Origin of the sequence: Enterobacter cloacae complex sp. BZL2005 (assembly GCF_049238885.1) — a bacterium.
GTDB classification, from domain to species: Bacteria; Pseudomonadota; Gammaproteobacteria; order Enterobacterales; family Enterobacteriaceae; genus Enterobacter; species Enterobacter roggenkampii.
In genome coordinates this window covers 806,264-818,946 of sequence record NZ_JBMKGI010000001.1, presented here as the reverse complement: position 1 = coordinate 818,946, position 12,683 = coordinate 806,264, and the positions used below count along the sequence as shown (strand labels likewise).

The window sequence follows — 12,683 nt, the reverse complement described above, 5'->3', positions numbered from 1 at the left end:
CACATGTCTGACTATCCAACCATTGCGCTGATTGGTCCCGGTGCGATTGGGACCACCATTGCCGCGGTGTTGCATGACGCGGGCCGCACGCCGCTGCTCTGCGGACGCACCGCGCATCCGGAATTACGCCTGCGTCACGATGAGGGTGAAACGGTGGTGCCCGGTCCGGTATTAACCGATCCAGCGGCCATCACGCGCCCCGTTGACCTCGTGTTTATCGCGGTAAAAACGACGCAAAATGCCGACAGCGCCGGGTGGCTGCGCGCCCTTTGCGATGAAAATACCGTGGTCTGCGCGCTGCAAAATGGCGTAGAGCAGAAGGCGCAGCTTGAGCCTTTGGTCAGTGGCGCAACGGTGCTGCCGTCGGTGGTCTGGTTCCCGGCGCAGCGCGAGCCGGATGCCTCCGTCTGGCTGCGGGCCAAACCGCGCCTGACGCTGCCGGACGTGCCGCAGGCGCAGCGGGTGGTCGAGGCGCTTCGCGGTACGCGCTGTGAAGTTGAACTCTCGGCTGATTTCCCCACCGTCGCCTGGCGCAAGCTGCTGCAAAATGCTGTAGCCGGGCTGATGGTGCTCGCTAACCGCCGCGCCGGGATGTTCAGGCGCGAGGATATCAGCGAACTTTCGCTGGCCTATCTGCGGGAAGGGCTTACTGTCGCCCGCGCCGAGGGGGCGAAGCTGGCCGATGACGTGGCGCAGGAGATTCTGGCGAACTTTCAGCGCGCGCCTGAGGACCTCGGCACGTCGATTCTCGCTGACCGTCAGGCGGATCGCCCTATGGAGTGGGACATCCGCAACGGCGTGATCCAGCGCTACGGCCGCAAACATGGCATTGCGGTGCCCATCAGCGACGTGGTGGTGCCGCTGCTGGCGGCGGGGAGCGAGGGGCCGGGTTAACGGTTACTGTTTTTCCGTTCGGCAAAGTAATGGGCGGCCGTGCTGCCCATCACTTTTATGAACATGGTGATAAACGCGTTCACGGATTCGTACCTGAGAGTGGCGGTGGGGCGATAGAGAGGGGGGAAGACAAGTGAATATGAAGTTCAGCTTTGTGCCATAATTTTACGTTGTTATCCTGGTAGCGTGTTAATCTGTCGGGAGCAGATCCCGGGAGGTTCAAATGCTTTATAGCTGCATGAATAATACAAAATGGAATGAGATCCGCATGGCAATGGTTAGCATTGAATCTTCCCCCTTATGGAAAATCACTTTTCTCAATGGCTATGAATCTGCAGTTGATGGCGAGTGGTTTTACCATTTCTGTGAAGGTGGCTATTTGGATATCAAGTATCTTGATATTATGACAAACTCAGTTGAACAACATACCATGGTAGGTACTATTCTTCGCGCTATTCATCTCCCAGGAATCGAGGTATCAACCGGTTATAGAATTTGGGGATACGCAGATTCGGTCAGCTATGTAGATTATCTTTAACTAGATAAAATCGGTTAATGGCTAACAGGAATACGTTAGTCTTTGAGTAGAATTGGCCTCTACTCCTCACTGTCTAAGCGTTACACTGAAAGTTATTAATTCAAAGTCAATACAATCAAACATCGTCCCATAGCGGCATCAATTCTGCAGGTAATTGTTCCTTATCAAACCCCTCAAACCAATACACTGAGCCTTGCGGTCCAATAATCGGCACTTCTCCCCACCCCGGATGAAACAATGCGCGACTCCAGTCAGGCTTGAGACGACCACGCCGTTTAAGGCGCTGACCATTACACGCAGTTGCTCGTATTGAAGGAAAATTAATAAAGAAACTTAACGGCATTTTCTCTTTGCGCGCACGTTGTAATTGCCTTGATATCCAGTCCTGGTTACGTTTGCGAAGTTTTTGTTTCATTGGCTACTGTTCTGATTCTACTCACTTATCAATCAATGCTCTCACTATAATCCGACGCCATGCTTTCTACAAGAGTGTCCGTTCTTAACTCAGTGCGGACCTTACCCACTTTTCTGCCCTTTCCGTATAATGAGCGGACGGTGATAGCGTCCGCTCAGTGTTGATGACTGTATGTGCATTAGTATAGCCATGCATCTTCTGTCATCAAAATGATGAAGCCACTCGTGCTTTTATCGGATAAACGTTCTTTTTACGCGAACAGAGGTTATGAAATAGGGAATCCAAATTAAAGCCGTAATTACGTTTCTAAAAACAGGCACAAGTTCATTATAGCCAATTTCAGCGCCAGGAATTAATATGTAAAGCAAGTAGGTATTAAATGACATTGTCGTCACGATTGATATTAAAAACAAAATATAAAGCTTTGGTAGCGATTTCTTCTTTTTTAGGAAAAATGAAAGAACGGTGACTGTAAAAAGAAATTCGCCTATATAAATAACCAGGGAAAGCATGAAGAAGATTTTTGCATTTGCATTCAAATGCGAATAGTTTTCTATCGTAAATTTAAATGCATCTGTCATTGCAAAAAGATAGGAAGCAGCAGTGACCACTAATCCTATAAGAGGGAGAAAAAGAAAGCCTCCAATTTTCCTGAAGTTTTTATCTTCGCAACTGTCGCAAAACTCTCTGTCCTGAGGTATTTCGACCCCACACTTTATGCATCCCCATTCCATATATGGACCTTTGAAGTATTTTATAATTTACAATAGATTAAACGAAGTCTATTACAAACGCAACTGACCGATAAATAAGTGTACTGTACAGGTAATTTTCCGCGTAAATTTGTGTTAAGGGTGAATATCCGCCGCGCAGGTATTCATTTTAAAGGCGGTTGATCGGTACCGCTTTTTGCTAATAACCGCTCCTCAAACATTTCTTCCCGGCAGTTCTCGTCCGGAAACGGATATTTAAAGCGAAGTGCTAACGCTGAACGCCATAAGGTTATCTGTTGCACTTCAGTCCAGCTTCTCGATATTCAACCTAACCGCTTTCAGCGTTCTCCTGCGGATCCAGCCGCTGCCCGCCCGGATTATCAGCCAGTAAGCCGCCATCCTGAGCCGGGTGCTTCTGTCCGGGCAATCGACGAACGTTTCTGTACTGAGTTCATGCTGGCCTGGCGCCAATTCCGTTACCTGATAGCGCAGCAACAATGTCGCGCTGCCCGGCGTCACTGACGTCTGAAAAGCGCTGACATCCGGTACTTTTTCCAGACCAAAATCTGAACGCCAGAACTGTCCTCGCAAGCCATAGCAGAGCTCAGATGCTGAGTTTTTCAAAAGGGTAAAACTGTGCAGGCCAAAGTTGCCGATGGAGTTAGCCTGCTGATTACGCAGAAATTTCTGCGGTAATTGCCGTAAAAACATCAGCCGCCGAATGACGACATCTTGCCGGACGTCAAAGTTGGCAATCAATGGCAGAATATGTTCGGGATGCGCAGTATGTATGACCGTTCGGTGTTTTTCATGAAACTGGAACTGAGGTAAAAAAGCGGGGACATCCTGCCACTGAGCAAGCGCTTTGCGGGTTACGAATCCAGGATTCAGCATTTCTCTTCCTTGTCATCCCTTGAGTGCAGCCAGAGTATCAGATGGCGTTCCGCAAGCAATTACCAGGAAAAGAGAGGGGTATCTGACCGAAATGCTCCCCCATCCGCAGCAGCAGAATTCCGGCCTTCCATCACCCGTCTCAGTGCGCTGCGATATACGGCTCCTTCACAAACTCCGCCAGCAGCCAGACCATATCGTGCAGCAACCCGGTGAGTTCTTTCGCCACGCTTGCAGGCAGTGTCCCGCCCATCACCGCCAGCGTTAACGCCACGGCATAATCCACCTGCAACGCCGTCTCCTGCCAGCAGTCTGGCACGCAGGAAACGATCTTTTCTCCTGCGATGAGCCGTTCAACCAGATGCGGGGGAAGTTCTGTATCGCAACATTCACGCAGGCGTTTAAGCAGTTCCAGCAAGCGCTCGCAAAGTATAGAAAACGTCACGGGATCGTCAGTTTCAACCAGCACGCTCACACAGGCGGCGCAGGTGTCAGCCAGTTCGAAGAGATCTGCGGAATCGCAAAGTTGAAGATTGATGAGGTGGTGAACGGCGCTTTCTTCAGAGAGCGCATAAGAAAACTCAGGGACAGTAGCCATTTAGCATCCTCTTTAGGTAAAAATGTCACGTTATGCTAACGGGTTCCTACGCCCGGTTACGGATGGGCAGCAACGCAGGCACTTTACGGCGGTGAAAAAAGGATGGAAAGGGGATAACCCTGAATTACATAAGGTTGCTTGCAGGTTTGCGAGGCGGCTTCCAGAAGGGCATTGCCGGGTGGCGGCTACGCCTTACCCGGCCTACAAAAACCACCAACCAAACCGGCCGCTACCCCTCGCTCATCATCGCCAGAAACCGCTTCACCGTCCGCGAGCGTTCAAAGCGCCGCCAGCAGAGCGCGATATCGGTATAAAGCTCCGGCGAGCTCAGCGCGTGGTAGGTGACATTTGGCGGAGAAATGGCCGCCATGGATTTCGGCACCAGCGCAAACCCGCCGCCGGCGGAAACCATGCTCAGGGAGGATGAAAGCTGTGACGACTGCAGCGCGTGCTGCACGTCGATCCCGGCCCGCTCGCAGCAGCCGTGAACCCGGTCGTACAGGCCGGGCGCGACCTCCTGCGGGAACAACACCACCGGCGTATCCCGAAGCTGCTCTAACGCCAGCGAATCGCACGCCGCCAGCGGATGGTCGCGATGCAGCGCCACCACCATCGGCTCCCGATCGAGGATTGTTAACTCGAACGCCTTGCTGCTCTCGCACGGCAGGCGCACGAAGGCGATATCCAGTTCGCCCTCCGCCAGCATCGTCGTCAGCGACGACATATTGGCTTCCACCTGGTGAACCTGCACCGCCATGTTCTGCACCTGAAACTGGCGAATCAGCGCGAAAATTTTGGGATGAAAAGCATCGGAGCTGGTGATGCCAATCGACAGGTTACCGTTCAGCCCGCGCGCGATGCCGCGGGCTTTCTCCTGCGCGGCGTCGCTCAGCGCCAGGATCTTGCAGGCGTCCTCGTAGAAGGCTTCTCCCGCTTCGGTCAGCTCCACGCCCCGCGTCAGGCGCCTGAACAGCGGCGTGCCCACTTCCTCTTCGAGCCGTTTGATCTGCTGACTCAGAGGAGGCTGTGAAATACCCAGCGCTTCGGCCGCCCTGGTGAAGTGTCGCTCGCGTGCTACCGCGACAAAATACCGCAGATAACGAAGTTCCATATCTAAAACGTCTCAAACCAGCATGGTTTCTATATTGGAACTCTCTGCTGAATCGGGTCAACATTTATTTAACCTTTCTAAATAAAGTTGAAGAGGACGAGCATGATGGTGCATTCATCTGCCTGCGACTGTGAAGCCAGCCTGTGCGAGACCCTGCGTGGGTTCTCCGCCCAGCATCCTGACAGCGTGATCTATCAGACATCGCTAATGAGCGCCCTGCTAAGCGGCGTGTATGAAGGAGAGACCACCATCGCCGATCTGCTGGCACACGGTGATTTTGGTCTGGGCACCTTCAACGAGCTGGACGGCGAAATGATTGCCTTCAGCAGCCAGGTGTACCAACTGCGCGCCGACGGCAGCGCCCGGGCCGCGAAGCCGGAGCAGAAAACGCCGTTCGCGGTGATGACCTGGTTCCAGCCGCAGTACCGTAAAACCTTCGACGCGCCGGTCAGCCGTCAGCAGATCCACGACGTCATCGACCAGCAGATCCCCTCCGATAACCTGTTCTGCGCGCTGCGCATTGACGGCAACTTCCGCCATGCCCACACCCGCACCGTACCGCGCCAGACGCCGCCGTACCGCGCGATGACCGACGTGCTGGACGACCAGCCGGTGTTCCGCTTTAACCAGCGCGAAGGGGTGCTGGTCGGGTTCCGCACGCCGCAGCACATGCAGGGGATCAACGTGGCGGGTTACCACGAACACTTCATCACCGACGACCGTCAGGGCGGGGGCCATCTGCTTGACTACCAGCTGGAGAGCGGCGTGCTCACCTTCGGTGAAATTCACAAGCTGATGATTGACCTGCCCGCCGACAGCGCCTTTTTACAGGCCAACCTTCACCCCAGCAATTTGGATGCGGCGATCCGTGCCGTCGAAAACTAACAGGAGAACTACCGTGAACAGTGAGAAACAGTCACGTCAGTGGGCGCACGGCGCCGATTTGGTTGTCGGCCAGCTGGAAGCGCAGGGCGTGAAGCAGGTGTTCGGGATCCCGGGGGCGAAAATCGACAAGGTCTTTGACTCTCTGCTGGACTCCTCCATTGAGATCATCCCGGTGCGCCACGAGGCGAACGCGGCGTTTATGGCGGCGGCGGTAGGGCGGTTGACCGGCAAGGCCGGGGTGGCGCTGGTCACTTCCGGGCCGGGCTGCTCGAACCTGATCACCGGCATTGCTACCGCCAACAGCGAAGGCGACCCGGTGGTGGCGCTGGGCGGGGCGGTGAAGCGGGCGGATAAAGCCAAGCTGGTGCACCAGAGCATGGACACCGTCGCCATGTTCAGCCCGGTCACCAAATACGCCGTGGAGGTGAGTGCGCCGGACGCGATTGCCGAGGTGGTATCGAATGCGTTTCGCGCCGCCGAGCACGGCAGGCCGGGGGGCGCGTTCGTCAGCCTGCCGCAGGATATTGTCGACCAGCCCGCCACGGGGGCGATTTTACCCGCCAGCGGTCCCGCGCTGATGGGCCCGGCACCGGAATCCGCTATCAACGACGTGGCGAAGCTTATCGAAAAGGCCAAAAACCCGGTCATCCTGCTGGGGCTGATGGCGAGCCAGCCCGCCAACAGCGCGGCGCTGCGCACGCTGCTGGAGAAAAGCCGTATTCCGGTCACCAGCACCTATCAGGCCGCCGGGGCGGTGAATCAGGAGCACTTCACCCGCTTCGCCGGACGCGTCGGTCTGTTCAATAACCAGGCGGGCGACAGGCTGCTCCATCTGGCGGACCTGATTATCTGCATCGGCTACAGCCCGGTGGAGTACGAGCCGTCCATGTGGAACAGCGGCGACGCCACGCTGGTGCACATCGACGTGCTGCCTGCCTATGAAGAACGTAACTACGTGCCGGATCTGGAGCTGGTGGGGGACATCGCCGAAACGCTGAATCAGCTCGCGAACCGTATCGACCATAAGCTTGAGCTGAGCCAGCGGGCCTCCGAAATTCTGGTCGACCGCCAGCATCAGCGCGATCTGCTCGATCGCCGCGGCGCCTCGCTTAATCAGTTCGCCCTGCATCCGCTGCGTATCGTGCGGGCCATGCAGGACATCGTGAATAACGACGTGACCCTGACCGTCGACATGGGCAGCTTCCACATCTGGATCGCCCGCTACCTCTACAGCTTCCGGGCGCGTCAGGTGATGATCTCCAACGGCCAGCAGACCATGGGTGTCGCGCTGCCGTGGGCCATTGGCGCGTGGCTGGTCAACCCGGGCCGCAAGGTGGTGTCGGTCTCCGGTGACGGCGGCTTCCTGCAGTCGAGCATGGAACTGGAAACCGCGGTGCGCCTCAACGCTAACGTGCTGCACATCATCTGGGTGGATAACGGCTACAACATGGTTGCCATTCAGGAAGAGAAAAAATACCAGCGTCTTTCCGGCGTCGAGTTCGGCCCGGTCGATTTCAAAGTCTATGCCGACGCCTTTGGCGCGAAAGGCTTTGCCGTGGAGAGCGCCGACGCGCTCGAACCCACGCTGCGCGCGGCGATGGATGTGGATGGCCCGGCCGTGGTGGCCATTCCCGTCGACTACAGCGATAACCCGCTTCTGATGGGCCAGCTCCATCTCAGCCAGATTTTGTGACTCAACATAAGGACAGAGAAATGCAAAAAGTTGCTCTCGTAACAGGCTCAGGCCAGGGGATTGGTAAAGCGATTGCGCTTCGCCTGGTGAAGGATGGCTTTGCCGTCGCCATCGCCGACTATAACGCGGAAACGGCCAGAGCCGTGGCCGATGAAATTATCCGCAACGGCGGTAACGCCGTCGCCGTGAAGGTGGACGTCTCTGACCGCGAGCAGGTATTTGCGGCGGTAGAGAAAGCCCGCACCGCGCTGGGCGGTTTCCACGTGATCGTCAATAACGCCGGGGTTGCGCCGTCCACGCCAATCGAATCCATCACGCCGGAGATTGTCGATAAGGTCTACAACATCAACGTGAAAGGGGTGATCTGGGGGATCCAGGCCGCGATTGACGCGTTTCGTAAAGAAGGGCACGGCGGGAAAATCATCAACGCCTGCTCCCAGGCGGGCCACACCGGCAACCCTGAACTGGCGGTCTACAGTTCCAGCAAGTTCGCGGTGCGCGGCTTAACCCAGACCGCGGCACGGGATCTCGCGCCGCTGGGGATCACCGTTAACGCCTACTGCCCTGGCATCGTGAAAACGCCGATGTGGGCGGAAATCGACCGTCAGGTCTCCGAGGCGGCGGGTAAACCGCTCGGCTACGGAACCGAGACTTTTGCCAAACGCATTACGCTTGGCCGCCTGTCCGAGCCGGAAGATGTCGCCGCCTGCGTCTCATACCTGGCAGGACCGGACTCTGACTACATGACAGGCCAGTCTCTGCTCATCGATGGTGGGATGGTGTTCAACTAAATTCTAATAAGCTCTGACATGAGTTTTCCCCTGCCCCCGTGCAGGGGCTTTTTTTTGTCTCCTCCGTCATTGTGCATTACACTGCGCGCTGCAAAACTTTAGTCATTACGATCTGACAGGCGGTAACAGCGATGAACGGTACAATCACAACGTGGTTTAAAGATAAAGGCTTTGGATTTATCAAAGATGAAAACGGCGACAACCGCTATTTTCATGTGATTAAGGTCGCGAACCCCGATCTGATTAAGAAAGATGCCGCGGTGACCTTCGAGCCTACCACCAACAACAAAGGCCTTTCCGCCTATGCGGTGAAGGTGATCCCCGAAAGCAAACATCTCTATATCGCAGGCGAGCGCGTAAAGCTCACCTCGATCAAATCCTTCGTGGTGTTCAGCGAAGAAGAGCCCGTTGATACCAAAATCGACAAAGAGAACGCGGTGCTGTCGGTGGGCCTGCTGATGAACAGCATCAAGCCAAAATCCGATAAAAAGCCGGGCGAAATGCGCACGGTGAAGAAGCTGGCGATCACCACCTTCCAGAATACGACGCTGATCTTCACCGAAGATGAGATCGACATCGATGCCACGGTGAAGCTGCTGAAGTAATTGTTTGCCGGGTGGCGGCACGCCTTACCCGGCCTACGAAAAACCATCAACGCGGCACGAAACGTAGGCCCGGTAAGCGCAGCGCCACCGGGCACCGCCGCACGCACTTAACCCATCCTGTGCTCGCCCCGTAACATCGCCTCACGGTCAAACACCTTCTGGATCTTCCCGTGCGCCATCAATGCCGCCCGGTCGGACATATGGGCAATCACGTCCGCGTCGTGACTCACCAGCAGATAGGTCATCTCATGCTCGGCCTTCAGGCGATTAAGCAGATTCAGGATTTCCGCCTGCACCGACATATCCAGCGCCGAGGTCGGCTCGTCCAGCAGCAGTAGCTGCGGGCGCAGCAGCAGCGCGCGGGCAATGGCAACGCGCTGACGCTGGCCGCCGGAAAGCTGGTGCGGATAGCGCCTGCCCGCGTCGGCGGAGAGCCCCACCTCGTGCAGCGCATTGGCCACCTTCTCCGCGACCTGCGTCTCGCCGCGAATGTTCAACGGCTCCGACAGCGTGCGAGAAATCGTGTGGTTGGGATGCAGCGACGCCCACGGATCCTGAAACACCATCTGCACGTTGCGGCGAAGCTCGCCTTCAAAGCGTCGCCCTGGCGTTAACGCTTCTCCCTGTAGCGCAATACTTCCGCGCCACTCGCGCTGCAGCCCCGCCAGCACGCGCAGAATAGTCGATTTCCCGCAGCCGGATTCACCGATCAGGCTGAACGTCTCGCCTCTCTCTATGCTAAAGCTGGCGGCAGAGACCGCCGTTTTTTCCCCGAAGGCGACCTGCACCTGGTTAACCTCAACGATCGCCATCGTTGGCCTCCTTCCACGGCTGTGAACGGTCGAGCGTCGGCAGCATCTGCCCATAGGTATGGGCGTCTGGACGACAGGTCCACAGGGTGCGCGTGTACGGATGCGTCGCCTGCGGGAGCCGGCTTGCCGCCATCTCATCGACCTTTTCGCCCTGATACATCACCAGCACGCGATCGCAGTGCTCCGCCACCAGCGGCAGATCGTGGCTGATGAGCAGCATCGCCATCTGGCGTTCTTCGCACTGCTGCACGAGCAGCTCGAGGATCTGGTTGCGCAGGCGGGCGTCCAGCGCGGAGGTCGGTTCGTCGGCAATCAGCACCTGCGGGTTGTTGATCAGCGCCATCGCAATCATCACCCGCTGGCCCATGCCTCCGGAAAGTTCGCCGGGATAGCGTGACAGCACGTTCTCGCTCAGCCCGACGGCGCGGAGGATGTCGTGAATACGCGCCGCACGCTCCGGACGCGGCAGGCGTTGATGCAGGGTCAGCGCCTCATCAAGCTGGGCGGCGACGCTTTTCACAGGGTTAAGGGCGTAGCGCGGGTCCTGCAGGACCATCGCAATCCCGTTGCCGTGCAGCGCCTGCCAGCGACGGGCGTTCAGGGTCAGCAGATCGTTGCCCAGCACGTTAAGCCGGTTGGCGCTTACGATACCGGGTTTACGCACCAGACCCATCAGGGCGCGGGCGGACATGGACTTGCCGGAGCCGGATTCCCCCACCAGCGCCAGCCGCTCGTTGCCAAGCGTAAAGCTCAGGTTGTTGACCACGCGTGAGGCGGGGTAGTCGATATTCAGCGCATCGACGATGACGCGGTGTTCAGTCATGCTGTGGCTCCAGTACGTCGCGCAGGCCATCGCCTAACAGGTTAAACGCCAGGCTGGCAAACAGAATCGCTCCGCCCGGAATAGCGGCAATCCACCACTGGTCGAAAATCACCTGCATGCCGTCGGCAATCATCGCCCCCCATTCGGCCATGGGCGGACGTGCGCCAAGGCCGAGGAAGCCGAGACCGGCGGCGGCCAGAATAATCCCCGCCAGATCCAGCGCCAGCCGCACAATCGCGGAGGGCAGGCACAGGGGCAGAATATGGCCGACCAGCAGGCGCAGGCCGCGGATCCCCATCATCTCGGCGGCGGCCAGATAATCGCTGTGGCGCAGACGCTGAATCTCGCTCCGCGCCTGCCGTGCGTAGGCGGGCCAGGTGGTTAAGGCCAGCGCCAGCGCGCCGTTGACCAGCCCCGGGCCGAGCATCGCTACAAACGCGAAGGCGAGGATCAGGCGCGGCATCGACATCACCACGTCGGTAAAGCGCATCAGGACTCGCTCCAGCCAGCCGCCGTAGTAGCCGGACAGGATCCCCACCAGCAGCCCGGCGGGCAGGGTGATAACGGTGACTAATGCCACCAGCCCGAGCGCCGGACGGGTGCCGTAAATCAGGCGCGAGAGCAGATCGCGCCCGTAGCTGTCGGTGCCCAGCCAGTGCAGGCCGTTCGGTGCCTGCAGGCGCGCGGCGGCGTCCTGCCAGTTCGGATCAACCGGTACCAGCCAGGGCGCGAACAGGGCAATAAACACCAGCAGCGCGAGGGCAATCAGCCCGCAAACGGCGGCAGGGGAGCGGCGCAGGCGGCGTAAGAAGAGATAAAACGGCATCAGCGCATCCTGGGATCGGTCGCCCGCACAAGCAGGTCGGTAAGGTTATTGATCAGCACAAAGCAGACGCCAATCAGCAGCGTGCCGCCCATGACCGCGGTAGTGTCTCCGGCGAACAGGGCGGTGGTGAGATAGCGTCCGATGCCCGGCCACGAGAACACGGTCTCTGTTAATACCGCACCTTCCAGCATGCTGGTATAGGCCAGGGCGATCACCGTCAGCAGGGTGCTGCGAATGTTCGGCAGCACGTGGCGCAGCAGAATGGTCATCTCCCCGGCACCCTTGGCGCGGGCAAGCAGGATGTACTCCTTGTCCATTTCGCTGAGGCAGGCGGAGCGGGTCAGACGGGTAATGCTCGCCAGCGAGTAGTACGCCAGCAGCAGCACCGGCAGCACCAGGTGGCTGATGGCGTTGCGAAACGCCTCGCGATCGCCGGAAAGCCAGGTATCTATCAGCGCAAAGCCAGTGCGCGGCTCGACGGTGAACTGCCAGATGTCGTCCAGCCTGCCGGGGCCCGCGCTCCACTGCAGCTTCGCGTAGAACAGGGCCAGCATCAGCAGGCCAAGCCAGAAAATCGGCACCGAGTTGCCGAGCAGGGTGAGCGTTCTGATCGCTAAGTCCACTGGCGAACCGGCGTAGCGGGCGCACAGCACACCCGCAATCACGCCGAGTATCGTGCCGATAATTAGCGCCAGCGTTGCCAGCTCCAGCGTGGCGGGGAAGGCGTGCAGCAGATCCTGCAGCACCGGCTGCCCGGTGGCGCTGGCGGTGCCTAAATCCCCGTGGGCGAGATTTTGCAGATAGTGCCAGAACTGCACGGGCAGCGGTCGATCCAGCCCGAGCTGGTGGCGAACCTGATCGTACGTGGACTGGCTGGCGTGATCGCCGACGATCTGCAGCACGCGATCGACCGGTGAAAACGCCGAGAGCGCAAACGTGACGAGCAGCAGCCCGAAGAGCGTGAGCAGCAGGGTCAGCAGGCCCTGAAGCACGCGGGTGGAAAGATGTGGCATGGAAAATCTCTTTATGCCGGGTGGCGGCTTCGCCTTACCCGGCCTACAAAAACCGAGAACACAGGCCGGGTAAGC

15 protein-coding genes and 1 pseudogene are annotated in these 12,683 nt (G+C 57.9%); 6 read left to right on the top strand and 10 right to left on the bottom strand.

Annotated features, from left to right (window positions below; genetic code table 11):
* The first annotated feature begins 3 nt into the window (after positions 1–3).
* The gene (locus ACOTXI_RS04140) at positions 4–894 is read left to right on the top strand and encodes an oxidoreductase (protein ID WP_032656089.1); all 891 of its coding nucleotides are present in this window, start codon (positions 4–6) and stop codon (positions 892–894) included.
* On the opposite strand, the pseudogene ACOTXI_RS04135 reads toward ACOTXI_RS04140, so the two are convergent.
* Positions 891–998: pseudogene (locus ACOTXI_RS04135) on the bottom strand (AraC family transcriptional regulator); the annotation flags it as partial. The gene ACOTXI_RS04140 and the pseudogene ACOTXI_RS04135 sit on opposite strands and share 4 nt — an antisense overlap.
* 119 nt (positions 999–1,117) lie before the next feature.
* Between ACOTXI_RS04135 and ACOTXI_RS04130 the strand changes: the two are divergent.
* Positions 1,118–1,432 carry a DUF6678 family protein gene (locus ACOTXI_RS04130; protein ID WP_008499398.1) on the top strand — a complete coding sequence of 105 codons (315 nt, stop codon included), beginning with the start codon at positions 1,118–1,120 and terminating at the stop codon, positions 1,430–1,432.
* A gap of 115 nt (positions 1,433–1,547) precedes the next feature.
* On the opposite strand, the gene ACOTXI_RS04125 is transcribed toward ACOTXI_RS04130, so the two are convergent.
* From ACOTXI_RS04125 to ACOTXI_RS04105, 5 genes are all read right to left on the bottom strand, one after another.
* On the bottom strand, positions 1,548–1,847 hold the full coding sequence (locus ACOTXI_RS04125; RefSeq protein WP_126287360.1) for a hypothetical protein: 300 nt from the start codon (positions 1,845–1,847) through the stop codon (positions 1,548–1,550).
* 230 nt (positions 1,848–2,077) lie between these two features.
* Positions 2,078–2,581: a DUF2569 family protein gene (locus tag ACOTXI_RS04120; protein WP_045352658.1), complete on the bottom strand. Its 504-nt coding sequence runs from the start codon at positions 2,579–2,581 to the stop codon at positions 2,078–2,080.
* Between the two features lie 282 nt (positions 2,582–2,863).
* Positions 2,864–3,454 carry a hypothetical protein gene (locus tag ACOTXI_RS04115; RefSeq protein ID WP_032656095.1) on the bottom strand — a complete coding sequence of 197 codons (591 nt, stop codon included), beginning with the start codon at positions 3,452–3,454 and terminating at the stop codon, positions 2,864–2,866.
* A gap of 139 nt (positions 3,455–3,593) precedes the next feature.
* Positions 3,594–4,049, bottom strand: coding sequence for a hypothetical protein (locus tag ACOTXI_RS04110; protein WP_058654411.1), 456 nt, complete (start codon positions 4,047–4,049; stop codon positions 3,594–3,596).
* 229 nt (positions 4,050–4,278) lie between these two features.
* Positions 4,279–5,160 carry a LysR family transcriptional regulator gene (locus ACOTXI_RS04105; RefSeq protein ID WP_058654410.1) on the bottom strand — a complete coding sequence of 294 codons (882 nt, stop codon included), beginning with the start codon at positions 5,158–5,160 and terminating at the stop codon, positions 4,279–4,281.
* Positions 5,161–5,265: 105 nt separating this feature from the next.
* On the opposite strand from ACOTXI_RS04105, the gene budA reads away from it, so the two are divergent.
* From budA to ACOTXI_RS04085, 4 genes are all read left to right on the top strand, one after another.
* On the top strand, positions 5,266–6,045 hold the full coding sequence (gene budA, locus ACOTXI_RS04100; protein WP_031275271.1) for an acetolactate decarboxylase: 780 nt from the start codon (positions 5,266–5,268) through the stop codon (positions 6,043–6,045).
* A 13-nt stretch (positions 6,046–6,058) separates the two neighbouring features.
* Positions 6,059–7,738: an acetolactate synthase AlsS gene (gene alsS / locus ACOTXI_RS04095; RefSeq protein WP_021242638.1), complete on the top strand. Its 1,680-nt coding sequence runs from the start codon at positions 6,059–6,061 to the stop codon at positions 7,736–7,738.
* A gap of 20 nt (positions 7,739–7,758) precedes the next feature.
* Positions 7,759–8,529 (top strand): (S)-acetoin forming diacetyl reductase, encoded by a 771-nt coding sequence (locus tag ACOTXI_RS04090; protein WP_008499406.1) that lies wholly within the window; start codon positions 7,759–7,761, stop codon positions 8,527–8,529.
* Positions 8,530–8,660: 131 nt separating this feature from the next.
* Entirely contained in the window at positions 8,661–9,134 is a 474-nt protein-coding gene (locus ACOTXI_RS04085; RefSeq protein WP_008499407.1) for a cold-shock protein, read from the top strand.
* Between the two features lie 107 nt (positions 9,135–9,241).
* On the opposite strand, the gene ACOTXI_RS04080 is transcribed toward ACOTXI_RS04085, so the two are convergent.
* Genes ACOTXI_RS04080 through ACOTXI_RS04065 form a run of 4 tightly spaced genes read right to left on the bottom strand, consistent with a single transcriptional unit; the run spans position 9,242 to position 12,608 of the window.
* The gene (locus tag ACOTXI_RS04080) at positions 9,242–9,946 is read right to left on the bottom strand and encodes an ABC transporter ATP-binding protein (protein ID WP_103786712.1); all 705 of its coding nucleotides are present in this window, start codon (positions 9,944–9,946) and stop codon (positions 9,242–9,244) included.
* Positions 9,933–10,769: an ABC transporter ATP-binding protein gene (locus tag ACOTXI_RS04075; protein ID WP_058654408.1), complete on the bottom strand. Its 837-nt coding sequence runs from the start codon at positions 10,767–10,769 to the stop codon at positions 9,933–9,935. Before ACOTXI_RS04075 ends, ACOTXI_RS04080 begins: the two co-directional genes overlap by 14 nt.
* Positions 10,762–11,595 carry an ABC transporter permease gene (locus ACOTXI_RS04070; protein WP_058654407.1) on the bottom strand — a complete coding sequence of 278 codons (834 nt, stop codon included), beginning with the start codon at positions 11,593–11,595 and terminating at the stop codon, positions 10,762–10,764. Before ACOTXI_RS04070 ends, ACOTXI_RS04075 begins: the two co-directional genes overlap by 8 nt.
* A complete protein-coding gene (locus tag ACOTXI_RS04065) occupies positions 11,595–12,608 on the bottom strand; it encodes an ABC transporter permease (RefSeq protein ID WP_058654406.1) in 1,014 nt (337 codons plus the stop codon). The genes ACOTXI_RS04070 and ACOTXI_RS04065 overlap by 1 nt, the downstream gene beginning before the upstream one ends.
* Positions 12,609–12,683 lie beyond the last annotated feature (75 nt).

Bases quoted from the DNA above. Each gene is read 5' to 3' on its own strand.
- ACOTXI_RS04140 (WP_032656089.1), top strand. From the start codon at position 4: ATGTCTGACTATCCAACCATTGCGCTGATTGGTCCCGGTGCGATTGGG.
- ACOTXI_RS04130 (WP_008499398.1), top strand. From the start codon at position 1,118: ATGCTTTATAGCTGCATGAATAATACAAAATGGAATGAGATCCGCATG.
- ACOTXI_RS04125 (WP_126287360.1), bottom strand. From the start codon at position 1,847: ATGAAACAAAAACTTCGCAAACGTAACCAGGACTGGATATCAAGGCAA.
- ACOTXI_RS04120 (WP_045352658.1), bottom strand. From the start codon at position 2,581: ATGGAATGGGGATGCATAAAGTGTGGGGTCGAAATACCTCAGGACAGA.
- ACOTXI_RS04115 (WP_032656095.1), bottom strand. From the start codon at position 3,454: ATGCTGAATCCTGGATTCGTAACCCGCAAAGCGCTTGCTCAGTGGCAG.
- ACOTXI_RS04110 (WP_058654411.1), bottom strand. From the start codon at position 4,049: ATGGCTACTGTCCCTGAGTTTTCTTATGCGCTCTCTGAAGAAAGCGCC.
- ACOTXI_RS04105 (WP_058654410.1), bottom strand. From the start codon at position 5,160: ATGGAACTTCGTTATCTGCGGTATTTTGTCGCGGTAGCACGCGAGCGA.
- budA (WP_031275271.1), top strand. From the start codon at position 5,266: ATGGTGCATTCATCTGCCTGCGACTGTGAAGCCAGCCTGTGCGAGACC.
- ACOTXI_RS04090 (WP_008499406.1), top strand. From the start codon at position 7,759: ATGCAAAAAGTTGCTCTCGTAACAGGCTCAGGCCAGGGGATTGGTAAA.
- ACOTXI_RS04085 (WP_008499407.1), top strand. From the start codon at position 8,661: ATGAACGGTACAATCACAACGTGGTTTAAAGATAAAGGCTTTGGATTT.
- ACOTXI_RS04080 (WP_103786712.1), bottom strand. From the start codon at position 9,946: ATGGCGATCGTTGAGGTTAACCAGGTGCAGGTCGCCTTCGGGGAAAAA.
- ACOTXI_RS04075 (WP_058654408.1), bottom strand. From the start codon at position 10,769: ATGACTGAACACCGCGTCATCGTCGATGCGCTGAATATCGACTACCCC.
- ACOTXI_RS04070 (WP_058654407.1), bottom strand. From the start codon at position 11,595: ATGCCGTTTTATCTCTTCTTACGCCGCCTGCGCCGCTCCCCTGCCGCC.
- ACOTXI_RS04065 (WP_058654406.1), bottom strand. From the start codon at position 12,608: ATGCCACATCTTTCCACCCGCGTGCTTCAGGGCCTGCTGACCCTGCTG.